This window comes from Rothia mucilaginosa ATCC 25296 (genome assembly GCF_000175615.1).
GTDB lineage: Bacteria > Actinomycetota > Actinomycetes > Actinomycetales > Micrococcaceae > Rothia > Rothia mucilaginosa.
Genome location: NZ_ACVO01000025.1, coordinates 45,431 through 69,506, shown reverse-complemented (window position 1 = coordinate 69,506; position 24,076 = coordinate 45,431). Strand labels below are relative to the sequence as shown.

Genomic DNA, 24,076 nt, shown 5'->3' with positions numbered 1-24,076 from the left:
GGGCTGCCGTGCCTGCCGCGTACGGGCCTCGCTGCGCATACGTAGCACCACACGTAGCACCGGTGCGGTTCATTTCCAACACACTGATTTATACACGCTTTTATACACGCTGAACCCTGCTTACATTTCAGAAGGTTTCTATGACACAGGCACCCACCGCATCGCTCACCCTCACGCCGGCAACCACCCCGGCAGGCGGTAAGGATTTCGCGTCCTCCGTCATCTACCAGGTGTACCCCAAGTCCTTCTACTCCGCGGCGGGTGGCGCCTACGGCGATCTGCGCGGCGTCATCGAGAAGGTTCCCTACATTGCTTCTCTGGGCGTGGACATGGTGTGGTTCAACCCGTTCTTCGCCTCCCCGCAGAACGACAATGGCTACGACATCTCCGACTACTACGCCATCAACCCCGACCTGGGCACCATGAAGGACGTCGAAGAGATGATTGCCGCCCTTGCCAAGCACGGTGTGGGCGTCATGTTCGACATGGTGCTCAATCATGTTTCGACCGAGCACGAGTGGTTCCAGCGTGCGCTCGCCGGTGAGCACGAGTACTGGGATTACTTCTACATTCGCCCCGGCAAATACACCGAGGACGGTCAGCTGCGCGAACCGACCAACTGGGAGTCGAAGTTCGGCGGCTCCTGCTGGTCCCGCTTTGGCGAGTACACGGATGAGCACGGCACTCCCCTGTTCTACATGCACCTGTACGACCGCACCCAGGTAGACGTGAACTGGTACAACCCGACTGTGCGCGACGAGCTGTTTAAGGTCGTGAACTTCTGGTACGAGAAGGGCGTGCGCGGCTTCCGTTTCGACGTTATTAACGTCATCGGCAAGGGTGAAGAGCTACTCGACGCCCCCGAAGGCACCGTGGACAAGGCACAGTACACCGACACCCCGATTGTGCACACTCGTATTCAGCAGCTGAACCGCGCCTCCTTCGGTCAGTATGATGACACCGTAACCGTGGGCGAAATGTCCTCGACCAGCATCGAAAACTGCGTAGGCTACTCCAACCCGGCAAACCATGAGCTGGACATGGTGTTCAGCTTCCACCACCTGAAGGTGGACTACGAGAACGGCGAGAAGTGGTCGAAGGTGCCGTTCCGTTTTGCCGAGTTGAAGCAGATCCTGAACGATTGGGCGTTGGGTATGCAGGCCGGCGGCGGCTGGAACGCGCTGTTCTGGAATAACCACGACCAGCCCCGCGCACTGAACCGTTTTGGTGACGTTGAGCGTTACCGTGCCGAGTCGGCAACCATGTTGGCGACCGTGATTCACCTGCTGCGCGGCACCCCGTACGTGTACCAGGGCGAGGAAATCGGCATGATTGACCCGGTCTACTCCTCGATTGAGCAGTACGTGGATGTGGAGGCGCACAACGCCTACGCGATGCTGCGTGAGCGCAGCCTGAGCGAGCAGCAGGCCCTGGAGATTGTGGCGTCGAAGGCTCGCGATAATTCGCGTGTGCCGATGCAGTGGACCGCGGATCCAGCGACTGCCGGTTTTGGTTCCACGTCGCCGTGGCTGGCTCCCGCCCCGGTGCGTGATGCGGCGACCGGTGTCGGTATTTCGGTGGAGGATGAGGAACGCGACGGCGTGATTCTGCCGTACTACCGCAACCTGATTGCCCTGCGTAAGCAGTACCCGGTCATCTCTGCGGGTTCGTACGCACCCTACGCGTTGGATCACGAGCGGGTGTTTGCGTACCTGCGTGAGCTGCCCGCTGAGACTAGTGCTGAGAACGGTAGCCCGGCACAGCGCATGCTGGTGCTGACGAACTTCTACGGTGAGCCGACCGAGATTGAGGTTCCGGCCGAGTTCGTTCGTTCCGGTCGCGTGCTGGTGTGTAATTACAAGAATTCTGCGGTCGATTCTGCTGCGGCGGATTCTGCTGTATCTGATTCGGCTGAGACGGTGACGCTGAGCCTGCGCCCCTACGAGGCTCTGGCGCTGCTGATTGAGGGCTAAAAGCTACTACATGCCCCTCCCCTAACCTGTGGGAGACGTGTGGGAGATGGGCAATATAAACCGACCTGGCAATATTCTATTTTTAGAATATTGCCAGGTCGGTTTTGTTTATAGACATTCCTATAGAGGAATTTATATGGAATATCAGGCAGAATCTTAGAAGCCGTGCTCGTTCAGCCAGGCAGCCGCCGCCTGCGCGGGCTCCTGCTTAGAGGTACCCGAAACACGGTCATTGAGAGTGCGCAAATCGGCGGTGGTGAGCTTCGCCGAGACGCGATTCAGAACCTCCGCCGCGGAGTCGGGAACTCGCGACGTATTGATAATGGGCAGCACCTGCTGAGCCAGAATCATGTTCTTCGGATCCTCCAGCACCACCAGCTTGTTCTGCTCAATCGCGGGGGTAGTCGAGTAGAGGTCAACCACCTGCACGGTGTCATCCAGCAGAGCCTTGACGGTCAGCGCGCCGCCACCATCCGAGAGGGGCACGAACTCGGCGGGAACGCATCCGTACTTCTCCTTCAAGCCGGGGATGCCGTAAGCGCGCTCGGCGAACTCCGGGGCGGCGCCAAGCTTCAGATTCGTACAGCGGGAGGCGAGGTCTTCAAGGCTTCGCAGACTGTACTTCTGGGCGGTCTGCGCGGTAACGACCAGGGAATCCTTATCCTCCGCCTCGGAGGCGTTGAGGGCGCGGATTTCAGCCCCGGAGCCACCCGTAGTGAGGGTGCCGAGGGCGGCGGGTAGCGCCCGCAGAATCTCCTGCGCAGTGTTAGCTGTAGCTTTCGGGTCGAGGTAAAGTAGCAGGTTTCCGGAGTAGTCCGGGATAACGTCCACCGCACCGGAGGCGAGTGCCCCCAGGTACGCCTCGCGGGCGCCGATGCTCAGCTGGGTGCGGGCATTGAATCCCGACCGGGCGAGGGCTCCAGCGTAGATTTCGGCAAGGATTTGGGATTCGGCGAAGGCCGCTGAGCCGACGATGATTCCTTCGTGTTCGCCGCTGAAAACTTTGTCGCCGCTGAGCCCGCAGGCGCTGAGAATACCCGCCATGCCGAGCGCTCCGGCGGCGGTTAGGGCAGTGCGACGAGATACGGTACGGCGCGAGAAGGTTTGAGGTGATTGATTCATCGGTTCATGCCTTCTTCCGGTTGATGGTGAGCCCCGCGGGGGTGAGCGCACGCTGCATGAGGCCCATGAGCGCATCCACGGCGAAGGCGAGAAGCGCCACGAGCAGGGTTGCGACGAGCATGCGCGGGTAGTCGCGCACGGCGAGCCCGTCGAAGAGGTACCTGCCGAGGGTTCCGCCGCTCAGGTAGGCGACGATGGTCGCGGTTGCGATGACCTGCACGAGTGCGGAACGGAGCCCGCCGAGCATCATGTTGGCGGCAAGCGGGATTTCGAGGCGGGTCAGGATCTGCCATTCGGTCAGGCCTTGGGCGCGGGCTGCATCCACGAGGTCTTCCGGTACGGCGGCGAGGCCTTCAAGAACTCCAGCGAGCAGGGGGGCCGCCGCAATAATAATGAGCACGATGAGGGCGGGCAGGGTTGAGACGCCCAGCCAGAGCGCCAGGAGGGTGAGCAGACCGAGCGCGGGTAGCGCGCGGGTGGCGGCTACGGCGCTCATGAGCAGGTTGCTGCGGCGGCGGTTAGTGCCGTCGGAAGGTCGGTGGTGTCCAGCCCAGAGGCCGAGGGGTACGACGATGAGTGCCGCGCAGGCGGTGGCGAGGGCGGTGACGCTCAGGTGTTCGAGCAGGCGCACGAGGATTCCGCCGTTTCCCTGCCAGTTGGCGCCGTCCATGAGGTAGGCGAAGGTTCGTTCTATGACATTCACGGGTTATGCCTTCCTTTCGGGACTGCGGCGGTTCGCAATCGTAGCCGCCTGCCAGGGTGTAAGTGCCCTCGTCAGAAGGATAAGGAGCAGGTCGAGGACCAACGCGAGCAGCAGGCTAAGGATTACGCCAGCCAGGATCTCCGAAGGGATATTGCGCGCGAGTCCGTCGGTGAAGAGCGTGCCGAGCGAGGGCACGCCGATGAGGGCACCCACGGATACCATCGCAATATTTGCCACGGTTGCCACGCGGATTCCCGCCATAATGACGGGCGTAGCGAGGGGCAGGTAGAGCTCCATCAGTGCCTGTCGGGGCGTGTATCCGAGGGCGCGTGCAGATTCGTGCACGCTATCGGGTACGGAGTCGAAGGCATCCACGCCGGAGCGCACCATGAGCGAGAAGGAGTAGACGCTCAGGGCGACGAGCACGTTCAGCGGGGAAATAATGGAGGTTCCCAGAATGAGCGGCATCAGCACGAAAAGCGCGATCGAGGGGATGGTGTATAGCAGCGAGGAGAGGTGCATGAGGGTTCGCGCACCTATGCGGCGTTCGGAACCGCGGTCACGGCGACGGCTCGCGTAGTAGGCGACCGGCAGCGCGACGAGAGCACCAATCGCGACGGGCACAACGCCCTGGTAGAGGTGACTGAGGGTCAGCTCGAGGATGCGCTGACTATTGGTGGCGACCCATTCCCAGTGCATATCGCTTGCGGCGAGAGGTGATGCCACTAGGGGATGCGCGGCGAGAGGTGGTTCCGCGAGCACAATATTTTCCAGAAGACTCATTCGCTTTTCTCGCCTTCTGCCGCACTATTCTGCGCTTCTCGGGAGACGGCAAGTCGGCGTACACGCGCCTGGCGCACCGTCTGCTCATCCAGCAGACCGGCAACGGAGCGGCTCACGAAGGAACGCACAAAATCATCGGCGGGGCTGTAGAGAATCTCTTCTGGAGTACCGAACTGTGCGAGGCGGCCACCCTCCGCGAAGACGGCGATTGTATCGCCGAGCAGAAGCGCCTCGTCAATGTCGTGGGTGACGAACACGATCGTCTTGGCGAGTTGCCCCTGTAGGCGCAGCAGCTCTTTCTGCAGGTCGGTACGCACCACCGGATCCACCGCGGAGAACGGCTCGTCCATCAGCAGGACGGGCGCATCAGCGGCGAGAGCACGCGCCACACCAACGCGCTGCACCTGACCGCCCGAAAGCTGGGAGGGGTAGCGCTTGGCGTACGAAGAATCCAGACCGACCACGTCGAGCAGTTCGAGGGCGCGCGCCTGCGCCTCCTTGCGGGAGGCACCGAGCAGGCGCGGCACGGTGGCAATATTCTGCGCGACGGTGCGGTGCGGCATGAGCCCACCCTGCTGCATCACGTAGCCAATGCCGCGGCGCAGCTCGTATGGGTTCTTCTCGCGCACGTTCACGCCGTCAATGGTGATGGTGCCGCTATTGGGCTCCACCATGCGGTTAATCATGCGTAGACTAGTGGTTTTACCGCAGCCGGAGGGTCCGACGAACACGGTAATCTGCCCGGCGGGAATATGCAGGTTCAGGTTCTGCAGCACTGTGGTGGGTTCACCGGTTCGGCTCGGGTAGCTTTTGGTGATGTTCTCGAAGCGGATTCCGCCCGCCTGCGCACTATCGACAGCAGCATTTTTTGCCCACGGAATTTGAGGTGAGTCCTCTAGGCGTTGGTGGGTTGAATTTTGGGCGGCTGAATTTTGGGCAGTCATGGGTGCGTTGGTGCTTTCTGCAGTGGCTATAGGGCAGGTGCCTCTGTATACAATCTATATACAAAAAGGCGGCATCTGAGGGTTTTATTCCCAAGATGCCGCCTTTTCGACGGCTTTGCAGTATCTGCAACCGCAAAGTTTTTTAAAAACAAAACCCGCCCCACTGTAGAAGCCTGGAGGCGGATTTCGTGGCTCCGACCGGCGTCGATCCGGTGACCTTACGATTTTCAGTCGTACGCTCTACCAACTGAGCTACAGAGCCTTGCGTATTTACTTTTAGATACGCAATGACCGCGTCTTCGGATGAATAATCATCTGAACTTACGCGGCCAGAGCGACCCCGACGGGACTTGAACCCGCGACCTCCGCCGTGACAGGGCGGCGCGCTAACCAACTGCGCTACGGGGCCTTGTTGGAATCAACAGAAGTAAACTCTATATCATCTAACTTGGCTTTGCAAATCGAGAGATTTGCAAGTACCCCCAACGGGATTTGAACCCGTGCTACCGCCGTGAAAGGGCGGCGTCCTAGGCCGCTAGACGATGGGGGCCTAGTCGATCGAACAGGTTCCGTTTTCTTCATCCCGTCGTTCGAACCTCCACTAGTCTATGACAGGTTTGCGGAGGCGTGCAAACCGTTTTGTTCGATTTTGCCCGATTTTGACCCCCATTTTCGACCATTTATAGCCTGGCACATATGTGTTTAAGCTTGTCAATGAGGATTCAGAAAAACTTCAAAAAATTTTAAAATTTCTTCACAACACCCCATATCAGGGGCTTTTAGAGGGATTCTAGCGACTTTTGGGCGCCTACAGAGGCCTCAAAGAAGCCCTATTTCCCGCTCTGATTTCTACAGATTTTCTTCAGAATCTTCCAAAATTTTGTTCCGAAGATGCCGGCACCAGTCCCGCAAGAATTCCGAAAACCCACCTTCACATCTCTTATACACCCCTCTTATGCGCATCGCAGCGGCCAAAAAACTCCACAATATCTCCAAAAAATTTTCGACAACTTTCTACGCGCATATATAGGACATGCAGGCAAGACGCTACCCTGGGTGCAAATATCTGCAAGAGAGTGCACAGCAACACCTCTCTAGAGGGTTCACCCCAGCCTCCCCGGAGCCCTCAAAAATGTGCCACGCAAAGCAACTACAGGCCAGAATGCACGTAGATGCAAATATTCACTCTTGGGAATACAATAAACCGGCTTGTCAGACGCTTATTTTTCTCTCAGTGCAGATATCTACGCAATTATGACGACGCAGAAATATAAAGATTTGATAAACCTCTAGCGATTGACAAGGAGAGATGAAAGCCAGCTGAAAATACCCCCTGAAATAGCTTGAAGCCCCCTCTTTGAGCACCGTACTATAGAGGGCGTGAGGTCACTTCCGGACCTTGCACGGGGCCACTTCCGGAGCCCCAGACGTAAAGTCACCGCACATTACAGCACCGATAAACCGCATAGAGATCCAAAGGGGGATCCAGTGTCCGCAACGATGAATCGCCGCACGGCATTCCGTGCACTCGGCGTAGGCACCGCAACCATCGCTCTCGGTTGTGTAGCTGCACCTGCAGCGCAGGCACAGCAGATGGCGCACCCGCAGAAGGCAATGACTGCCGACCAGCAGCTCAAGCTGATTCTGCGCCGCCTAGAGCAGGTACCTGCCCGTTTGAAGTATGCGAAGCCTGGATCCTCCAACCGCGTTAATAGCGGCATTGAGAGCGCACTGGGCAACCTGACCACCGTCCAGGGCACTGACGCAGGCCGTCAGATTGCAAGCGCTAAGGCCGCTGTTCGTAAGTCTGATGGACGCGCCCACGCAGCGCTCTCCCCCGTTGGTGTTATTGCCTGCGTTGTCAGTATTGCAAAGTTTGTCATTCAGCTGGGCATCGCCATTTACAAGCTTATTAAGGCACTCGTTAACGCCTTCAAGCAGTGGAAGACCTTCAAGAACATCGTGAAGGCCGTCATTTCTGGTGAAGCTCGCAAGAAGCTGGGTACTGAAACTGAAACCGTACTCAAGGCCATTTTGGGCATTGAAGACGTCCTCAAAAAGTGTGCATAGTCTACACACCGTACGGCTATGCGCTTGTTTAGAGAGCTAATCTTGGTGTTTCTTTAGCTTTCTAGACCCCGTTAAGGGATGCGCCGCACGTGGAGTCACTGCATGGGCTCGTTGCGCGTCCGGGTAGCCGGAGGGTATGTCCTCGAGTGTCTTCGGCACCTACCCAACCCACCCCGCATGACCTCATGGTGCGGGGTGGGTTTCTTTAACCGCTCTTTCGATAACTCTTCCAGGCGAGCACTTTCCGAGAGCCCCCTACTCCCCCGCTTCCTTATATATAGACAAAAATCGACCCCGCACCGGTTCACGGTACGGGGTCGATTTCTATGCTCTACGTACTCAACGTAAGGATTACTCGCCGCGGGAGATGTTGATCATCTCGTCGCGGTCCACAACCTTCACGCGGGCGCGAGGCTCACCGGCTGCATCCTTGGATGCGGCGCCCAGTGCCTTCTCGTGGTCGTCCAGGCGGTGCCAGCCTTCCCAGGTGGTGTACTTGATGCCCTTGGAGTCCAGGTATGCGCTGAACGCCTCTGCCTCCGGCTCGGGTGCGGTGTAGAGGTTCTCGCGGTCCTCGAGCAGGTGGGTGATGGTTTCGAGTGCGTCAGACTTGGTGGAGCCGATCAGGCCGACGGGGCCGCGCTTAATCCAACCGGATGCGTACAGGCCGGGAACGACCTCGCCGTTCTCGTCCACGACGCGACCCTCAACGTTGGTGATGACGCCGCGCTTGTCGTCGTAACCGATTTCGGGCAGTTCGGAACCGAAGTAGCCGATTGCGCGGTAGACAGCCTGTACGGGGTAGTCCACGTACTCGCCGGTGCCGATGATGCCGCCGTTGCCGTCGAGCTTGTTGCGTTCCATGCGCAGGCCCACGACCTTACCGTCTTCGCCGAGGATCTCGTGCGGGGACTGCAGGAAGTGCAGGTGCAGGCGGCGGGATGCGGTCTGCTCGTTGGTCTTCTGGTCTTCCAGCCAGCCACGCAGGGTCTTCATCATGACCTTGGTCTGCGCGTTCTTCTCCATTGCTTCTTCGGAAGCAGCGTCGAACTGGAAGTCCTCTTCGTACAGGACGATGTCCACGTCGCGGGAGTGTGCGAGTTCGCGCAGCTCGAGCGGGGTGAACTTCATCTGTGCGGGGCCGCGGCGACCGAAGACGTGTACGTCGGTCACGGGGGAAGCCTTCAGGCCCTGGTAGACATTGTCGGGGATTTCGGTGACGAGCAGGTCGTCAGCGTGCTTGGAGAGGATGCGGGAGACGTCCAGGGCGACGTTGCCGTTACCGAGCACTGCAACCTGCTCAGCTTCGAGCGGCCAGGTGCGGGGGTAGTCGGGGTGGCCGTCGTACCAGGAGACGAAGTCTGCTGCGCCGTAGGAGCCGTCCAGGTCGATGCCCTTAATGTTCAGGGGTGCATCAAAAATCGCGCCGGTTGCGAAGATGATGGCGTCGTAGTGTTCGCGCAGGTCGGCGAGGGTCAGGTCCTTGCCGTATTCGACGTTGCCGAAGAAACGGATGTCGCCGCGGTCCAGGACCTTGTGCAGCGCGGTGATGATGCCCTTGATACGGGGGTGATCCGGTGCCACACCGTAGCGGATCAGGCCGAAGGGGGCGGGGTAGCGGTCGAAGATGTCGATGGCGACCTCGACGGCGCCGGTGCGGACCTCTTCAGACTTGGTGAGGATGTCGGCGGTGTAAATACCGGCGGGACCTGCACCAATAACGGCGACGCGCAGGGGGCGTGCTGCTTCAGACACGAAAATCTTCCTTTCGAAGTTCACCGTCCGGCGCCCGGTGCGGCGCGAACAGGCGGTGAGCTTAGTGTTCACTTCTTGCCTATTTTACCGGGGATTGACGGGTGTTCGGGGGCTTATATGTCTTCGCCCACTAAATAGGACAATTTTCTGTCACCTAATCCGGGCGGGGGTCGCGTAATTCAGGAGGAGTCACCTAATCCGGGCAGCGCGGCGCGTTCGGCTCCGGGCGCCTCCGCACGCAGTGGGCATAAAAACTGCCCCGCCCTCCGAGGTGCAGGAGGGCGGGGCAGGGTAACGAAGACTAGGGGGTCGGTTGCTAGGCGGCGGGTACTGCCTCAAAGGTTACGACCAGTTCGTCGCGTTCGCCGAAGCGGACCAGATGGCGGCCCAGCACATCCGCCAGACCAGCGGCCAACTCGTCATTAGCGGCGCGCACCTCCATAATGAGGGCGCCCTCGGCTTCGCGCAGGTCGCCGTAGCCGCGGAAAATGCCGTCGCGGTTGAAGGTGAGACGCAGTCCGTCAGGCAGTTCTGCGGTGCCGAGCTTGCGACCCATGTGCGAGCCGAGCTGCTTGATGTATCGGGCGGGGCGGTCGGTTGCGACGACGGCGCGCTGGCGTACCGGCAGGGATTCCGCGGCGGGGTAATTCTCAGCGGTGTTTTCCTGGGGAGTTTCAGTCACGGTGGGCTCCTTCTCATCTATGCCGAATTCTCATCTATGCCGAAAAAGGCTCACCACACAGAACCTGGCATCCGGCGACACTTTGTTTCACCTCGAATATAGCAGGTACTTAGGGTTCACTAACCTAATATGTCGCCGGTGTTCGCGCAGGGGCGATAAACAACCACCGTTCTTTACACGCCTACCTCTTGAGCTTAATCTCAGCAGCAGCACCCAAATGTGCCGAAGTCACCGCATCATTCAAACGCTTAAAATCCGACCGGTCAGTGTACGTAATCGTCAAAACAGCCTTCTGCCCATCACACAGAAGAGTCTGGGAGAATTCAACATTCTTCGCAGTCGAACGAATAGCGTTAAGCTCTTCAGTCCGCGCAAGAGCTTGCTGCACATCCTCCGGTGAAGAAGCTGTTGCACAGGCTGGTGTAGTGGTCGAATACTCATTCAGCCATGGCTCAAAAGCCCCGCCCCAGTACAGGCCCAGAAGAGCGCCAACAAACACCACGCAAGATACTAGAACGCCCACCACTTTTCGCGGCAGATGCCGCAATCCATTCTTTTGAGGGGCATCGCTTCCTGAATTTTCCGGCGCACGATCATACTCATCACGAGCTAGAGGGCTCCTTGTCGTCATGATCCGTTCTCCTTCCGATGAGAATTTACATTTACATCCACTAATCCCGAATCGGGAATTCTGGTAGGGGCTTCAAGACGGCATACCCTATCGCAGGCGGTCATCATATCTGCATCATGAGTCGCCACGATAACTGTGGCTCCACGCCGAGCAGCAGAGCTCAACAGCTCAACAACCAATGCCCGGTTCTCAGCATCAAGACTTGCCGTCGGCTCATCCGCAAAAATGTAGCGCACACCCTTGTGGATTGCCCGAGCGATACCCACCCTCTGCTTCTCACCACCACTCAGCAGGGCAGCCGAAGTACGTTCCTTCCCTTCAAGACCAATGACGTTCAAAAGCTCGCGGCTCTCATCCGTAATACGAGCACGACCAAAGGTCTTACGATCAAGCAGAATATTCTCGATAACGCTCCATTCCTCAATAATTCCGTAATCCTGAAAAACGAAGGAAGCTTCATCAGCCCAGAACGCAAGACGCTCCTTCTCACGAGCACGTTCCATATGCCGACCCCCAATAACAACCTCACCCTCATGAGGCGGCATCAGCAGACCCAACACATTCAAAAGCGTCGTTTTACCGCATCCGCTCGGACCCACAATGCCAGTCACTTCCCCCGCATATGCCTCAAAGTGAGGACTCTGGAGAATGGGCTGCCCCTGCGCATACACCACAATGTCGCGGGAGGCGATAGTTACCTCAGGATGTTCCACATTGCCAGAGGGATAAACAGTATTCCTCATCATTCACTCCTATACGTGACGACGGTGAACCGTCGCGGTGAAGATACGGCTAAAACTCAGTCTCAGCACCAACGCCAGAATAGTGCCGTACAACAGCGGTGCCGCCATCGCTGAAAAGGCGTACTCTGCTCCCTGCACCAGAAGAAGTACCAACCCAGCAGCAGAGCAAAGGCACACAATGCAGGCTTCCTTCAGAAGGTACCCACTAAAAATTGTTCTGAGAGGCAGACCAGCAGTACGTAAAACAAAATCATTACGAGCACGAGCCGCAAGGGTAATGTACGTATTAATTGCTGTGCCAATAATGAGTGCCGCACAGAGAATTGCTAGGCCCACTAGATGCGCAACATACTGGTTACGTTCCAGCTGCGCGATGTAAAGGTGTTCTTCTCCCGCGCGGTCCACAGAAAGTAGGGTCTGCCCAATTTCCTCAGCGTTGTAGGCTGCCCGTACAGACGCAGGCTGAGAAACCATGACGTTACCGGTAGTCAAGGCCGCAGAAATAAAGGCAGGTTGTAGATTCTGAGTCGCCGATTCGGTCACCACAAGAACGGGCTTTTTATAGTTCAGAAGCCGTGAATCCTGAGAGCTCAAAGCAGGCACCGTTACCCCCGACGAGTTGGTTTTATCCTCCACAGTGAGCAGAGTAAATCCTCGATCCTCCCGGTCTTTCTGGTGGAAAGAATACTCTGCACGCAAAGACTGAGATCCAGGGAAGTTGCTATCCTCAACGTTCTTGAACGACAATCCAAGACGTTGCTGAAGAAGGTCCACATAGGCGCGGTTCACCATAAGAGCGCCATCGTATCCGCTACCCTCCAAACCCTTAACGTTTTCCAACGCATAGGACAGGAGGACACCGTTCCGTGATTCAAGAGAACCTAAAGCACGCACTGTAGCCTGGTCGTAGGAGGCGAGCGCCTGTTCATCCCGTATCGTCGCTTCAGGCACGTTCACCCGTAAGGTGTACTGGTCAGAAAGAAGAGACCAGCCAGCCGCCGAATCGCTCCTACCTAAACTCACTTGAGCACTTGAGACCAGACCCGGAATAGTGCACGCCACTAAAACCACCACAGCATACTTAGCGATTGCACTCGGAACTGTAAAACGTCGATACGCCGGTTCCCTACGTCCCACAGCATTAATGCTTGGCCAAGTCATGAGGTTGATAAGCAGTAGAGCAACCAGCATGAGAACGGTAAACACGGCAAAAATCAGCGCCGTAACCCCCATCAGTTGAGGAAGATGCGCCACGCCGTACACGAACCCCTCTACGCATCCCATGCACAATGCTGTTACCGCTGCAGGAGGTAGCGCCAGGAGCAGGAGGTCTTGTGCATCCCTTAGCTGCAGGCGCTGCGGGGAGTATCCGTTCAGAAGCAGAATATTCTGAGTTCGCGAACGGACCGACAACCACCCCATGATTGCGGTACAGAAGAGCACAGCCAGGCAGATAAGGCTCGTCAGAGAGCCCGAAGAAGTAACTGCCCCGTATACAACACGCACCGGGTTAACGGAGGTAACTTTAACATCCATGCCTTGTTCACGAGCAAGGTTTTCAAAAGCACGCACAAATTCTTGGCTACCCGCTAGCGCGTATTGGCCGTCAAGCGAAGAATCCCCAAGTGCTCGTGACGGATATTTTTTCCCGTGCTTATCCGGGTCGAACCAATCGATAGTTTCACCGTCAGAACTCAGTGAATTTGCCCCAAAAACGTAGATGGATTTTCCGTGCCAGAAATCTTCGGGGTCGGCGACCACCTTGAGCAGCTGGGCGCCATCGGCGGCGTAGCGATCCACCAGAGTATCAAAGTTCTGAATCAGCTCAGACTTAGACTGTTGCGAAGCACGGAGAGAAAGCTGTGCCTGCGCATTGGTACCCAGAGGAGTCTGCGTCTCCAGGACAGAGATGAGGGCGCTACCCAGCAGAAAGGTCAGAACCGTGCACAATACTGCGCACACTCTCAGAGCATTTTTCATCGTTGAATCCCCGTCTGTAGCGGGCGGGTATAAAACTTCACCGCCCCAGGCCTGGTGCTAGAAGACTACCACCTTCATAACCTAAATGGTATAGATTTTCGAATTATTTAGATTCATGACATATATTTTTTTACTAGTCAGCGGATTTTAGAGTTTTTACCGTGCCTTATTAGGCCTCCTGAACGAAAGCTGGGAATTTCCTGGATTAACGCTTAGAGAAACTTTAACCGTAGAATATTTCGGTACAACAGTGTCACCTCCCCAACACACCGGGAAGTGGCACTTTTTTATGCGGGCTCGGAACCCCGAACCCCGCCCCGACTATGAGTATCTACGGATTTTCACGAATGTCTTCTGAGAACACCGCGGCTCCCCAGACCCCCAAGGCAGAAGCCAAGGGCGCACTGGACCGTTACTTCAAGATCACTGAGCGAGGCTCCACCATCGCCGCAGAATTCCGCGGCGGCCTCGCCACCTTCTTCGCGATGAGCTACATCGTCGTGCTGAACCCCCTCATCATCGGCCTCGGCAAGGACGCATCCGGCAACGCCCTCGGTGTACCGCAGGTCGCAGCAATGACCGCACTGGTCGCAGGCGTCATGACCATCCTCATGGGCGTCGTCGCCAAGCAGCCCTTCGCCATGGCGGCAGGCCTCGGCGTGAACGCACTGCTGGCAACCACCATCGCCTCCACCCCCGGACTGACCTGGCCCGCCATCATGGGCCTCGTCGTATGGGCTGGTGTGCTGATGACCATCCTCGTGCTGACCGGCTTCCGCACCGCAGTGTTCAACGCGGTCCCCGAATCGCTCAAGGTCGCAATCGTCGTCGGTATCGGCTTCTTCATTGCCTTCATCGGCCTCGTCAACGCAGGTATCATCCGCCGCATGCCTGACGCAGCAGGCACCACCGTGCCCGTCTCCTTCGGCGTGAGCGGCCACCTGCTCGGCTGGCCCACCCTGGTCTTCCTCTTCGGCCTGTTCCTCACCATTGCGCTGTTCATTCGCAACGTGAAGGGTGCAATCCTCTACGGTGTGCTCGCCTCCACCGCCCTCTCCATCATCCTGGAGAAGGTCGTGCCCTCCGGCAGCTCGGTTAAGTCCCCCACCGGCTGGTCCCTGAACGTCCCCGTCTGGGACTCCAACACCAGCAAGCTGCCCAATTTCTCCCTGTTCGGCTCCGCTGACCTGTTCGCTGCCTTCGGCACCCTCGGTGGCATGGCAGCTATTCTGCTGATCTTCACCATCCTCATCTCCGCGTTCTTCGACGCAATGGGCACCTCCGTCGGTCTCGCAACCGAAGCAGGCACCATCAAGGACGGCCAGATCGAGAACGTCGACAAGGTCCTGCTCGTGGACGCCCTCGGCTCCGTAGCCGGCGGTGGCACCTCCTCCTCCGCAAGCCAGATCTTCGTGGAGTCCGCAACCGGTATCGGCGCGGGCGCACGCACCGGCTTCGCGAACGTCGTCACCGGCGCACTGTTCCTCGTCGCGATCTTCCTGTCCCCGCTGGTCACCATCGTGCCCTTCGAAGCTGTTGCACCCGCAATGGTGTTCGTTGGCTTCCTGATGATCCGCCAGGCAGTGAACATCGACTGGAACGACTGGGGTCTGGGTATCCCCGCGTTCATGACCATCATCTTCATGCCGCTGGCATACTCCATCGCGGACGGTATCGGCGCAGGCTTCCTGTCCTACGTCTTCATCCGCCTGGTGCAGGGTCGCGGCAAGGAAGTTCACTGGCTCATGTACGTGGTTTCCGCAGTGTTCCTCATCTTCTTCGCTAACGGCCTGATTACCGGCTGGATGCACTAAATACATCAGGTGCCCCACCCTCCCACGTGGAGGCGCGGGCGCCATCAGGGCGGGGTATCGGCACCTTTGGGGGTTGCCGGTACCCCGCCCTGCGCTATTCTTCCCTCTACCCCAACTGCCCAATTCTGGTTGCAGGGGTCGGGGAAACACCACATCACCGACTGGACCGCCGCACACAACGCGTTTCAACGGCACAAGCTAGGAGGCGGCGCCTACAATGGTTGAACCATTGTGGCGCCCAACCCGGGACTTACCCGCGAGCTTCACCCGCGAAACCGGCGGCGCAACAGTACACACCGAACAACATCAACGGATCCTCACATGTCTGAACCCCAGAAGGCGGCAGCGCCCACCAGCGCACTCGACCGCTACTTCAAAATTTCCGAACGCGGCTCCTCCATCGCCGCAGAATTCCGCGGTGGCCTCGCCGCATTCTTCGCCATGAGCTACATCGTGGTGCTGAACCCCCTCGTCATCGGTACCGGTGCTGACGCATCCGAACGCACCCTCGGTATCGCACCCGTCGCGGCTGTGACCGCGCTGGTTGCCGGCGTGATGACCATCCTCATGGGTGTTATCGCCAAGCAGCCCTTCGCCATGGCGGCTGGCCTGGGCGTGAACGCGCTGCTCGCCTCCACCATTGCCACCACCCCGAACCTGACCTGGGCAGACATCATGGGCCTGGTCGTTCTTGCCGGTCTGATTATGACCGTTCTGGTGCTCACCGGCTTCCGCACCGCGGTGTTTGAGGCGGTCCCCGAGTCACTCAAGACCGCGATTGTGGTCGGTATCGGTTTCTTCATTTCCTTTATCGGTCTGGTCGACTCCGGTATTATCCGCCGCATGCCTGACGCAGCTGGCACCACCGTTCCGGTGAGCCTCGGCGCGGGCGGTCACCTGCTCGGCTGGCCCACCCTCGTCTTCCTCTTCGGCCTGTTCTTCACCATCGCCTTGTTTATCCGTAATGTGAAGGGCGCGATCCTGTGGGGCGTGCTCGCCTCCACCGCGCTGTCCCTGATTCTGGAGGCGGTTGTCCCCTCCGGTTCCGTGAAGGAGTCGGCAACCGGCTGGTCGCTGAACGTGCCTTCCCTGGCGGACATGAAGTTCACCACCCCGAACTTCTCCCTCATCGGTTCCGCTGACCTGTTCGGCGCATTCACCCACATCGGTCCGCTGGCTGCCTCGCTGCTGGTGTTCACCATTCTGCTGTCCGTGTTCTTCGACGCGATGGGCGTTTCGGTGGGTCTTGCCGCCGAGGCTGGCACCATGAAGGACGGCAAGGTTGAGGACATCGACAAGGTCCTGCTTGTGGACGCTTTCGGTTCCGTTGTTGGTGGTGGCGCGTCCGGTTCGGCGAACCAGATTTTCGTGGAGTCCGCCACCGGTATTGGTGCAGGCGCACGCACCGGTTTCGCGAACATTGTGACCGGTGTGCTGTTCCTGCTGGCGATTTTCATTTCGCCGCTGGTCACCATCGTTCCTTTCGAGGCGGTTGCTCCGGCGCTGGTCGTGGTCGGCTTCCTGATGATTCGCCAGGCCGTGAATATTGACTGGACCGACTGGGGTCTGGGTATTCCGGCGTTCCTGACCATTATTTTCATGCCGCTGTCGTACTCGATTGCAAACGGTATTGGTGCCGGCTTCGTGGCGTACACTTTCATTCGCCTGGTGCAGGGCCGCGGTAAGGACGTGCACTGGCTGATGTACCTGGTCTCCGCAGTATTCGTGATCTACTTCGGTATGGGCATCATTAACGGCTGGACTAGCTAAGTCCGACAGTCTACATATTTGCTGAAGGCAGGTTCCTGATGCGGCTGAGAATGTAAGTTTTCAAGCTGCCGAGGGGCCTGCCTTTGGCGTATCTGGTTCGCCCTTGCATGTTCCTTATCGCTTCCAGGTGCGAGAAAATTATGGCAGAATCGTTCCGTTTTCGGTATGATTCTGCCATGATGTCCGTTCAAGAGTATGCTCAAGAAGCTAAGGTTTCAGAGCGAAGCGTGCGCGCCCGCTTAGAACGTGGAATGCTCCAAGGTCGTAAATTGGGAAGCCGCTGGGTTGTCGATGCTCTTCCCGCTGCGCACCGCAGTAATGCTGGCCGTCCTATTTCCTTCGATGCATTCAACGCTTTGGCGCGTTACTGCGATGGTCAGTCATCTGTTCTATCTGCTGAGGAACGCCGCAGGGCAAAAGAACGCGCCTCAGCAATTCAGGTGCAAGGACCTGCGTCTGTTGAGCGATACCGAGCTCGCCGCGGCCTGAAAGTGCATCATCTGCAGGCCCCTCCCGCTGAGATTCCTGCAATTTTGGAAGACCCTGCATTGTCGCTTACCGGCATTAGTAGCGATATTTCGCAGGTGTACGGCTCAATGGTTGATGCATATGTTTCAAGCCAGGATTTAGAGAACATCATTTTTCTGTACAACCTGCTTCCGGCGTCTGTAGATTCGGCGAACATTATCTTGCGTGAATGCGATGAGCCGCCCCATATTCTGCCCTTGCATGTGGCGGTAGATCTTCTAGATTTGGGGGATCCGCGAAGCTCCGCTGAGGCAGAGCGCATTCTTCAAGATTCTGTTTTCAAGAAAGCGTCTTAGTCATGACCGCATCCCCTATTTTGATTCCTGCTATTGGGGCAGAGCGTGCCTCTTGGCTTGGTCTGGCTGATATCTCAGAGATTATGCCGCAAGGATGGTCCCTGGCAGGCGGAAGCATGATGCGTCTGTTGGCTGCAGAGCGAAGCTACGCTGGTTCTCGATCCACTCACGATATCGACGTTATTCTTGATATCCGCGCATCACGGGCGTATGTTCGTCAGTTCCATGAGGCTCTTAGCAATGCCGGATTTTCAATTGCCGGATTCAACGCATCAGGTCAAAATCACCGATGGGTTCGCGGTGAAGCTCAGATAGATATCCTCATCCCTTCGGGACAGTCGGAGGCCGCTCGCACCTATGAGTATCCGGGGTTTGGCCGCCTGTTAGAAACTCGTGGTGCCCAGTTTGGGCTTGAGCGTACCCGTAAAGCATCTGTACTCTGCGCTGACCGCCAATTTACAGTCAATGTTCCTGATGGTTTGGGCGCTCTTTACGAGAAGGTATCAGCCCTGCTCAACAATGGAGATTCCGATAAAAGTCGACATTTCCGAGATATTATTCTTTTGTCTTCGGTTCTTAATTCTCAAGAGCGTCGAGATATCCCGACGCTTTCTGGAAAACAGATATATCGCCTTCATGATGGTGTCTCCAGGTCAGTTCACGAATATACCGGCATTATTTCTGACCATGAGCTGGAGGTAGCCTCTCGTTTAGAGAACTATCTTGAAAAGCTTCTAAAAGACAGAAGCTAACTAAAACAAGGAACGGCAGAATCGTTCCGGTTTCGGAATGATTCTGCCATTTCTTTATGCGCCCTCCCCACAGGAGGCGAGAGCGGGAAAGCTAACGAACGTCGCCGTCCACGTAGAACCAGGCGCCGCCCACCTTCTCAAAGCGCGACAGCTCATGCATGCTGCCCTTCACCCGCTCCTCCGCAGGAACACCCGGCACCGAACGGTAATACGCAACGAACTCCACCGTACCGGACACATCAAACGGGCCACCCGAAGCACCCAGAATATCCAGACGATACCAGCGGATATCATCCTCCAACTCCAGCGTCGCCGGGCGAGTACTCGGATGCCAACTCGCCAGCAAGTACGCCGCATCGCCAATCGCAAAGGCGGTAAAACGCGAGCGCATCAGCTGCTCCGGCGCGGGAGCAGTCAGCGTGCCGGAGGCGGCAAACTCGCCCAGGAACCTGCCGCAGCAGGCGCCGTACACCTCGCCGCTCGAGCAGGGGCAGCGGTCATCATGGTTAAGTTCAGTCATGCCACCCAGTATAAAGAAACGCCCGCTCCGCCGAGGATACAAATCCTCCAGCAGAACGGGCGTTCTTGTTTTCAATCGTTAAGTTTGAGCGAACCTACACGGTACGCATCAGCGGCAACGCTTATTCAGCGATTGCGCGAGCCGGGGTGTCAGCAGCCGAAGGCTTGCCCACGTATGCGCCGCGGTACTTAGCGGCCGGGTGGGAGTCAGCAACCTTGGTGTGGCCCTTACCGAAGATATTCTCACGCAGGGTGTTGCCTTCGTACTCGGTGCGGTAGCGGCCGCGCTTCTGCAGCTCGGGAACAACGTACTCGATGAAGTCCTCGAAGGAACCCGGGGAGACGTGGTACGCCAGGTTGATGCCGTCCAGGCCACCCTCGTCGATCCAGCGCTCCAGCTCGTCAGCAACCTGAACCGGGTCACCAACAATGACATCGCCCATGCCGCCGAGGGTGGTGTGCTCAGCGATGGCCTTGCGGGTCCACTTCTTGTCCTTCGCCTGCAGGGTGAAGGGGGTCAGGAAGGACTGAATCGACTCGGTCTGCACGTAGTTCAGGACCTCGTCCTCGTCGAACTGGGACAGGTCAACACCGGACCAGCCGCCGATGATAGCCTGTGCAGAGTCGAGGTTGATGTACTTCTTGTACTCCTCGTATTTTGCCTTTGCCTTCTCTTCGGTCTCATCCACGATGACGGAGAGCATTGCGAGGATCTTGACGTCGTCGCGGCTACGGCCCTGCTCCTCGGCAGCGGCGCGAATACGGTCGGTCACAACGCGGGTCAGGTCCGGGCGCAGGGCGCTGATGAACACAGCCTCAGCGTGCTTACCGGAGAACTTCTGACCGCGGCTGGATGCGCCAGCCTGGAAAATCACGGGGGTGCGCTGCGGGCTCGGCTCGGTCAGGGAGATGCCGGGCACGGAGAAGTACTTACCCTTGTGACCAATCGGGTGGACCTTGGAGGGGTCAGCATAGACGCCGCGCTCACGGTCCTTGATGACTGCGCCGTCTTCCCAGGAGCCTTCCCACAGCTTGTAGCAGACGTCCAGGAACTCGTCCGCGATCTCGTAACGCTCGTCGTGCGGGATCTGGGTGGGCAGGCCCTGGTTCTCAGCAGCCGACGGCAGGTAAGAAGTCACCACATTGAAGCCGACGCGGCCCTCAGTGAGGTGGTCGAGGGAGGCGTAGCGGCGAGCCAGGGTGTAGGGCTGCTCGAAAGTAGCGGCAGCAGTCACACCGAAGCCGAGGTGCTCGGTCACTGCAGCCATTGCAGAAATCTGGGTTGCGGGGTCATTCACGGGAACCTGAGCGGCACCCTCAATGGCGGGAGCGGCAGAGTTCTTGTACACGTCGTAGATACCAACAACGTCAGCGATGAACACGGCGTCAAACAGGCCGCGCTCAAGGGTCTTAGCCAGGTCAGTCCAGTACTTGATGGTGTTGTACTCGGTTGCGCGGGAGCGCGGGTGACGCCAGAGGTCGAAGCTCTGGTGACCGATGCAGGTCATCTCGAATGCGTTGACTACGATGCGCTTCTTCTGCTCAGCCATCGATTTTCCTTTCGCGAATGATCGGGGACGATCGGGTTTGTGCCCTGCACCCCGCGCGCCGCCTCCTTCTTGCCTTCTGCGTTCGGTGGTGGCCTTCGTGCAGGTGGCGCGTTCGCGCCGTACTTGCCTCGTAACGTTGAGGCCAGATCATCATCTGGGGCACCCCGCTACGGGAGAGGGTTGCCGCCCGGCTAGCCAGAGCTTAGCGCCGGGACTCATGATCTCGTGGTTTGAGTGTACGGGGCGCGCGGGAGGGAGGTCACGTTTGTGACGAAAAAATATTTTTGTGACGTGGAACCGAAATATTTCGTGATAAATGCGAAATATACGGTCATAGAAATTCATACGCGCCCGCCGGGTTGATTGAGGCACGCCACAGCCCATAGGGTGGGAGAAGCAAACCATCCAGAGCGACTGAGAGACCTGGCTCCACGACGTCGCAGCAACCGGCACGGATTCTTCCGCCCCCGGTGCTAACGCCAGGAACGATGGAAGTGACATGACACTCAACAGTGCAGTAACTGACGTACCCACCAGTGAAAAGAACGGCCGCCGTGCCGTATCCACCGCCGCCGTCCCCTTGAGCTTTGAAGACGTCGGACAATCTTTCCCCGTGCCCGGCGGAACCCACGAAGTTCTTCGTGGAGTCTCCTTCACCGCAGCCCCCGGCGAGATTATCTCCGTCATCGGCTCCTCCGGATGCGGCAAATCCACCCTCCTGCGTGCAGCAGCAGGCCTGAACCGCATCACCGCAGGTACCGTACGTATCGGCGAGAAGGCAGTGACCGGCCTCGACCCCCGCGTAGCTATCGGCTTTCAGGAACCGCGCCTGCTCCCCTGGCGCACCGTCGCCGACAACGTGGCGCTCGGACTGCCGCAGGGCACCAAAAAATCTGAAGGCGCAGCATCCGTAGCGCGCCTGCTCGACCTGGTCGGCCTGGGCGAATAAGCAACCCACCGTCCCAAGGAAATTTCAGGCGGTATGGCTCAGCGCGTGTCCCTGGCGCGAGCGCTCGCACGCAACCCCGGCGTGCTGCTGCTCGACGAGCCCTTCGGTGCTCTGGACGCGCTGACCCGCATCAACATGCAGGATTTGCTGTTGGACGTGCACCGTCAAGACCCGACCACGATTCTGCTGGTCACCCACGATGTGGAAGAGGCGCTGTACCTCTCTGACCGGGTCATCGTCCTCGGTAAGGACACCCCGGAGGCGCCCGCCACCATCCAGCGCATTGTGACCGTTGACCGTTCTCACCCGCGTGACCGCGCCGATGCAGAGATCACGGCGCTGCGTAGCGAACTGCTGGCTGAGCTCGGCGTGGAAGATAACGCCTAAAGCCGCCACGAAACGCATTTCTTACACATCACATCATCATCTTCAGAAGCGAAAAGATTTCATCATGACTTACTCCCCGTCTCGCCGTACCGCCCTCAAGTCCCTTGCCGCAGCCGCCGCTTTTGCTACTCTGCTCAGCGCCTGCGCCGGTGAAGGTTCCGGTTCCGCTAACGCCTCCGGTGCTGCCGGTGGTGGCAATCAGAACACCGTGACCGTTGACTACGCGACCTACAACCCGCTGTCCCTGATTATCCGCAAGAAGGGTTGGCTTGAGACCGCCCTCGCCGCCGAGGGTAAGAAGGTTGAGTGGGTCAAGTCGGCCGGCTCGAACAAGGCGAATGAGGCGCTGCGTAGCGGCAATATTGATGTTGGCTCGACCGCCGGTTCGGCGGCGCTGCTGGCACGCGCTAATGGCTCCCCCATCAAGGTCATTAGCCTCTACTCGCAGCCGGAATGGTCGGCACTGGTGACCCGCAAGGATTCGGGCATCACTAAGGTTGCGGACCTGAAGGGTAAGACCGTTGCCGTGACCAAGGGTACCGACCCGTACTTCCTGCTCCTGCAGGCACTCAAGCAGGAGGGTATTTCCGCTTCGGACCTGACCATTCAGAACCTGCAGCACGCCGACGGCCGCACCGCCCTGGATAACGGTCAGGTCAACGCGTGGAGCGGCCTGGACCCGATCATGGCTGCCGCCGAGGTGGAAAGCGGCGACGTGCTCTTCTACCGCAACCTGAACTTCAACACCTACGGCTTCCTGAACGCGACCGAGAAGTTCATTCAGTCCAACCCGACTGCCGCACAGACCATCGTGGACGTGTACGAGTACGCTCGCGCCTGGGCTAAGAAGAACCCCGAAGAGGCAGTGAAGATTGTCGAAGAGGAGTCCGGCATTAAGCACGAGACCGCCCAGGTCGTCATGGAGCGCACCCACCTGGATATCGACCCGGTTCCGGGCGCTAAGCAGGTTGAGGTTCTCAAGGGTGTCGGCCCGATTCTGGTCGAGTCCGGCGACGTTCCCTCCCAGTCCGACGTGGACAAGGCACTGAACAGCATTGTGGACGACCAGTTCGCAAAGAAGGCTGACAGCGCAGCCGTTGAGAAGATCGCAAAGGTGGTTGAGAAGTAATGACCGCCGCAACGATTACCGCCGCCTCCAGCGCTCGCACTGAGCGTGCCGAGAAGCGTGTCTCTTCCGTGAAGCTGCCGTCGAACCCGTTCGCCGGTAAGCAGTACCTGGGCCTGATTCTTCCCCTGGCGCTGATTGCCCTCTGGTATATTCTGAGCACAAACGGCGTGTTCACCCAGGTTCAGCTGCCCTCCCCCGACCGTGTGGTCAGCGCCGGTGTTGAGCTGGCGCAGCGCGGCGAGTTGGGCCGCCACGTGGCGATTTCTACTCAGCGTGTGCTGATTGGTTTCGGTATTGGTGCCGTGCTCGGCCTGGTGCTGGGTGCGCTGATTGGCTTGTCTGCGCCGGTGCGTCTGATTGCCGCACCGACCATTGGTGCGCTGCGTGCCGTGCCGTCCCTGGCGTGGGTTCCGCTGCTTCTGCTGTGGATCGGTATTGGCGAGAATTCCAAGGTGACCCTGGTTGCTATTGGTGCATTCTTCCCGGTGTACACCACGGTTTCTGCGGCTCTGGCGCACGTTGACCCCAAGCTTGTGGAGGCGGCACGCGCCTTCGGTCTGAAGGGTCTGCGCCTGTTCACCACGGTTCAGCTTCCCGCGGTTCTGCCGTCGGTGGTCTCGGGTCTGCGTCTGGCGCTGGCTCAGGCGTGGCTGTTCCTGGTCGCCGCCGAGCTGCTGGGTGCATCCATGGGCCTGGGTTACCTGCTGACCGACTCGCAGAACAACGGTCGCACCGACCGCCTGCTGCTGGCTATTGTGGCGCTGGCGGTGCTCGGTAAGATTACCGACGCGCTGGTGGGTGTTTTCGAGCGCTGGGTGAAGGCGAAGTACCCCAGCAACTAACGCCACCAGCAATTAGCACCACAGCTAAACGCAACACTCAGCACGCGCTGAGTTTTAGGAGAGATGTCCGCCGCGTGGCTGCTCCCCGAAGGTGAGCTAATCATCGCTACGCTCCGGAGAAAGAAGTCGGCGGGGAAACCTGTCGCCTACTGAA

General features: G+C 58.5%; 19 protein-coding genes, 3 tRNA genes, 1 pseudogene and 2 riboswitches. Of the genes and pseudogenes, 9 read left to right on the top strand and 14 right to left on the bottom strand.

Going from position 1 to position 24,076, the window contains the following annotated elements; translation table 11 throughout:
• The first annotated feature begins 140 nt into the window (after positions 1–140).
• Positions 141–1,973 (top strand): alpha,alpha-phosphotrehalase, encoded by a 1,833-nt coding sequence (locus tag ROTMU0001_RS08515; RefSeq protein ID WP_005509227.1) that lies wholly within the window; start codon positions 141–143, stop codon positions 1,971–1,973.
• Positions 1,974–2,129: 156 nt separating this feature from the next.
• Here ROTMU0001_RS08515 and ROTMU0001_RS08510 read toward each other — a convergent pair whose 3' ends face one another.
• The 7 genes from ROTMU0001_RS08510 to ROTMU0001_RS08480 all read right to left on the bottom strand — a co-directional run bounded on the left by ROTMU0001_RS08510 (position 2,130) and on the right by ROTMU0001_RS08480 (position 6,075).
• Positions 2,130–3,095 carry an ABC transporter substrate-binding protein gene (locus tag ROTMU0001_RS08510; protein ID WP_005509226.1) on the bottom strand — a complete coding sequence of 322 codons (966 nt, stop codon included), beginning with the start codon at positions 3,093–3,095 and terminating at the stop codon, positions 2,130–2,132.
• Positions 3,096–3,099: 4 nt separating this feature from the next.
• Positions 3,100–3,798, bottom strand: coding sequence for an ABC transporter permease (locus tag ROTMU0001_RS08505; protein WP_005509225.1), 699 nt, complete (start codon positions 3,796–3,798; stop codon positions 3,100–3,102).
• A gap of 3 nt (positions 3,799–3,801) precedes the next feature.
• Positions 3,802–4,581 (bottom strand): ABC transporter permease, encoded by a 780-nt coding sequence (locus tag ROTMU0001_RS08500; RefSeq protein ID WP_005509224.1) that lies wholly within the window; start codon positions 4,579–4,581, stop codon positions 3,802–3,804.
• On the bottom strand, positions 4,578–5,525 hold the full coding sequence (locus ROTMU0001_RS08495) for an ABC transporter ATP-binding protein (protein ID WP_005509223.1): 948 nt from the start codon (positions 5,523–5,525) through the stop codon (positions 4,578–4,580). Before ROTMU0001_RS08495 ends, ROTMU0001_RS08500 begins: the two co-directional genes overlap by 4 nt.
• Before the next feature lie 189 nt (positions 5,526–5,714).
• Positions 5,715–5,787 (bottom strand) — tRNA-Phe (locus tag ROTMU0001_RS08490).
• A 73-nt stretch (positions 5,788–5,860) separates the two neighbouring features.
• A tRNA-Asp gene (locus tag ROTMU0001_RS08485) sits at positions 5,861–5,934 on the bottom strand.
• A 68-nt stretch (positions 5,935–6,002) separates the two neighbouring features.
• A tRNA-Glu gene (locus ROTMU0001_RS08480) sits at positions 6,003–6,075 on the bottom strand.
• Between the two features lie 938 nt (positions 6,076–7,013).
• On the opposite strand from ROTMU0001_RS08480, the gene ROTMU0001_RS08475 reads away from it, so the two are divergent.
• Positions 7,014–7,595 (top strand): hypothetical protein, encoded by a 582-nt coding sequence (locus ROTMU0001_RS08475; RefSeq protein ID WP_005509222.1) that lies wholly within the window; start codon positions 7,014–7,016, stop codon positions 7,593–7,595.
• A gap of 351 nt (positions 7,596–7,946) precedes the next feature.
• Here ROTMU0001_RS08475 and ROTMU0001_RS08470 read toward each other — a convergent pair whose 3' ends face one another.
• The 5 genes from ROTMU0001_RS08470 to ROTMU0001_RS08450 all read right to left on the bottom strand — a co-directional run bounded on the left by ROTMU0001_RS08470 (position 7,947) and on the right by ROTMU0001_RS08450 (position 13,386).
• A complete protein-coding gene (locus tag ROTMU0001_RS08470; RefSeq protein ID WP_005509221.1) occupies positions 7,947–9,350 on the bottom strand; it encodes an FAD-dependent oxidoreductase in 1,404 nt (467 codons plus the stop codon).
• Positions 9,351–9,666: 316 nt separating this feature from the next.
• Positions 9,667–10,032 carry a DUF2218 domain-containing protein gene (locus ROTMU0001_RS08465; protein WP_005509220.1) on the bottom strand — a complete coding sequence of 122 codons (366 nt, stop codon included), beginning with the start codon at positions 10,030–10,032 and terminating at the stop codon, positions 9,667–9,669.
• 181 nt (positions 10,033–10,213) lie between these two features.
• Positions 10,214–10,663, bottom strand: a complete 450-nt coding sequence (locus ROTMU0001_RS08460; RefSeq protein ID WP_005507241.1) for a hypothetical protein — start codon at positions 10,661–10,663, stop codon at positions 10,214–10,216.
• On the bottom strand, positions 10,660–11,409 hold the full coding sequence (locus tag ROTMU0001_RS08455) for an ABC transporter ATP-binding protein (protein ID WP_005509218.1): 750 nt from the start codon (positions 11,407–11,409) through the stop codon (positions 10,660–10,662). Before ROTMU0001_RS08455 ends, ROTMU0001_RS08460 begins: the two co-directional genes overlap by 4 nt.
• Before the next feature lie 6 nt (positions 11,410–11,415).
• Positions 11,416–13,386 (bottom strand): hypothetical protein, encoded by a 1,971-nt coding sequence (locus ROTMU0001_RS08450; protein ID WP_005509217.1) that lies wholly within the window; start codon positions 13,384–13,386, stop codon positions 11,416–11,418.
• Positions 13,387–13,733: 347 nt separating this feature from the next.
• Between ROTMU0001_RS08450 and ROTMU0001_RS08445 the strand changes: the two genes are divergently transcribed.
• From ROTMU0001_RS08445 to ROTMU0001_RS09055, 4 genes are all read left to right on the top strand, one after another.
• A complete protein-coding gene (locus ROTMU0001_RS08445) occupies positions 13,734–15,200 on the top strand; it encodes an NCS2 family permease (protein WP_005509216.1) in 1,467 nt (488 codons plus the stop codon).
• A gap of 321 nt (positions 15,201–15,521) precedes the next feature.
• Positions 15,522–16,970: an NCS2 family permease gene (locus tag ROTMU0001_RS08440; protein ID WP_005509215.1), complete on the top strand. Its 1,449-nt coding sequence runs from the start codon at positions 15,522–15,524 to the stop codon at positions 16,968–16,970.
• Positions 16,971–17,110: 140 nt separating this feature from the next.
• The gene (locus ROTMU0001_RS08435) at positions 17,111–17,794 is read left to right on the top strand and encodes a hypothetical protein (protein ID WP_044143869.1); all 684 of its coding nucleotides are present in this window, start codon (positions 17,111–17,113) and stop codon (positions 17,792–17,794) included.
• 2 nt (positions 17,795–17,796) lie between these two features.
• Positions 17,797–18,546: a hypothetical protein gene (locus tag ROTMU0001_RS09055; RefSeq protein WP_005509213.1), complete on the top strand. Its 750-nt coding sequence runs from the start codon at positions 17,797–17,799 to the stop codon at positions 18,544–18,546.
• 91 nt (positions 18,547–18,637) lie between these two features.
• Here the strand turns inward: ROTMU0001_RS09055 and ROTMU0001_RS08425 are convergent, their stop codons facing one another.
• Together ROTMU0001_RS08425 and ROTMU0001_RS08420 are read right to left on the bottom strand one after the other, a co-directional pair.
• Positions 18,638–19,066, bottom strand: coding sequence for a YchJ family protein (locus ROTMU0001_RS08425; RefSeq protein WP_044143867.1), 429 nt, complete (start codon positions 19,064–19,066; stop codon positions 18,638–18,640).
• A 121-nt stretch (positions 19,067–19,187) separates the two neighbouring features.
• Positions 19,188–20,615, bottom strand: a complete 1,428-nt coding sequence (locus ROTMU0001_RS08420; RefSeq protein WP_005509210.1) for an LLM class flavin-dependent oxidoreductase — start codon at positions 20,613–20,615, stop codon at positions 19,188–19,190.
• Between the two features lie 114 nt (positions 20,616–20,729).
• A riboswitch (SAM riboswitch) is annotated at positions 20,730–20,838 on the bottom strand.
• A gap of 175 nt (positions 20,839–21,013) precedes the next feature.
• A riboswitch (SAM riboswitch) is annotated at positions 21,014–21,110 on the top strand.
• Positions 21,111–21,114: 4 nt separating this feature from the next.
• Between ROTMU0001_RS08420 and ROTMU0001_RS08415 the strand changes: the two are divergent.
• From ROTMU0001_RS08415 to ROTMU0001_RS08405, 3 genes and pseudogenes are all read left to right on the top strand, one after another.
• Positions 21,115–21,951 (top strand): annotated as a pseudogene (locus ROTMU0001_RS08415) (ABC transporter ATP-binding protein).
• Between the two features lie 64 nt (positions 21,952–22,015).
• Entirely contained in the window at positions 22,016–23,080 is a 1,065-nt protein-coding gene (locus ROTMU0001_RS08410) for an aliphatic sulfonate ABC transporter substrate-binding protein (RefSeq protein WP_005509207.1), read from the top strand.
• Complete coding sequence (locus ROTMU0001_RS08405) at positions 23,080–23,922, top strand: ABC transporter permease (protein ID WP_005509206.1); 843 nt, start codon at positions 23,080–23,082, stop codon at positions 23,920–23,922. The genes ROTMU0001_RS08410 and ROTMU0001_RS08405 overlap by 1 nt, the downstream gene beginning before the upstream one ends.
• Positions 23,923–24,076: the final 154 nt, after the last annotated feature.

Bases quoted from the DNA above. Each gene is read 5' to 3' on its own strand.
- ROTMU0001_RS08515 (WP_005509227.1), top strand. From the start codon at position 141: ATGACACAGGCACCCACCGCATCGCTCACCCTCACGCCGGCAACCACC.
- ROTMU0001_RS08510 (WP_005509226.1), bottom strand. From the start codon at position 3,095: ATGAATCAATCACCTCAAACCTTCTCGCGCCGTACCGTATCTCGTCGC.
- ROTMU0001_RS08500 (WP_005509224.1), bottom strand. From the start codon at position 4,581: ATGAGTCTTCTGGAAAATATTGTGCTCGCGGAACCACCTCTCGCCGCG.
- ROTMU0001_RS08495 (WP_005509223.1), bottom strand. From the start codon at position 5,525: ATGACTGCCCAAAATTCAGCCGCCCAAAATTCAACCCACCAACGCCTA.
- ROTMU0001_RS08460 (WP_005507241.1), bottom strand. From the start codon at position 10,663: ATGACGACAAGGAGCCCTCTAGCTCGTGATGAGTATGATCGTGCGCCG.
- ROTMU0001_RS08455 (WP_005509218.1), bottom strand. From the start codon at position 11,409: ATGATGAGGAATACTGTTTATCCCTCTGGCAATGTGGAACATCCTGAG.
- ROTMU0001_RS08450 (WP_005509217.1), bottom strand. From the start codon at position 13,386: ATGAAAAATGCTCTGAGAGTGTGCGCAGTATTGTGCACGGTTCTGACC.
- ROTMU0001_RS08445 (WP_005509216.1), top strand. From the start codon at position 13,734: ATGTCTTCTGAGAACACCGCGGCTCCCCAGACCCCCAAGGCAGAAGCC.
- ROTMU0001_RS08440 (WP_005509215.1), top strand. From the start codon at position 15,522: ATGTCTGAACCCCAGAAGGCGGCAGCGCCCACCAGCGCACTCGACCGC.
- ROTMU0001_RS08435 (WP_044143869.1), top strand. From the start codon at position 17,111: ATGGCAGAATCGTTCCGTTTTCGGTATGATTCTGCCATGATGTCCGTT.
- ROTMU0001_RS09055 (WP_005509213.1), top strand. From the start codon at position 17,797: ATGACCGCATCCCCTATTTTGATTCCTGCTATTGGGGCAGAGCGTGCC.
- ROTMU0001_RS08425 (WP_044143867.1), bottom strand. From the start codon at position 19,066: ATGACTGAACTTAACCATGATGACCGCTGCCCCTGCTCGAGCGGCGAG.
- ROTMU0001_RS08420 (WP_005509210.1), bottom strand. From the start codon at position 20,615: ATGGCTGAGCAGAAGAAGCGCATCGTAGTCAACGCATTCGAGATGACC.
- ROTMU0001_RS08410 (WP_005509207.1), top strand. From the start codon at position 22,016: ATGACTTACTCCCCGTCTCGCCGTACCGCCCTCAAGTCCCTTGCCGCA.
- ROTMU0001_RS08405 (WP_005509206.1), top strand. From the start codon at position 23,080: ATGACCGCCGCAACGATTACCGCCGCCTCCAGCGCTCGCACTGAGCGT.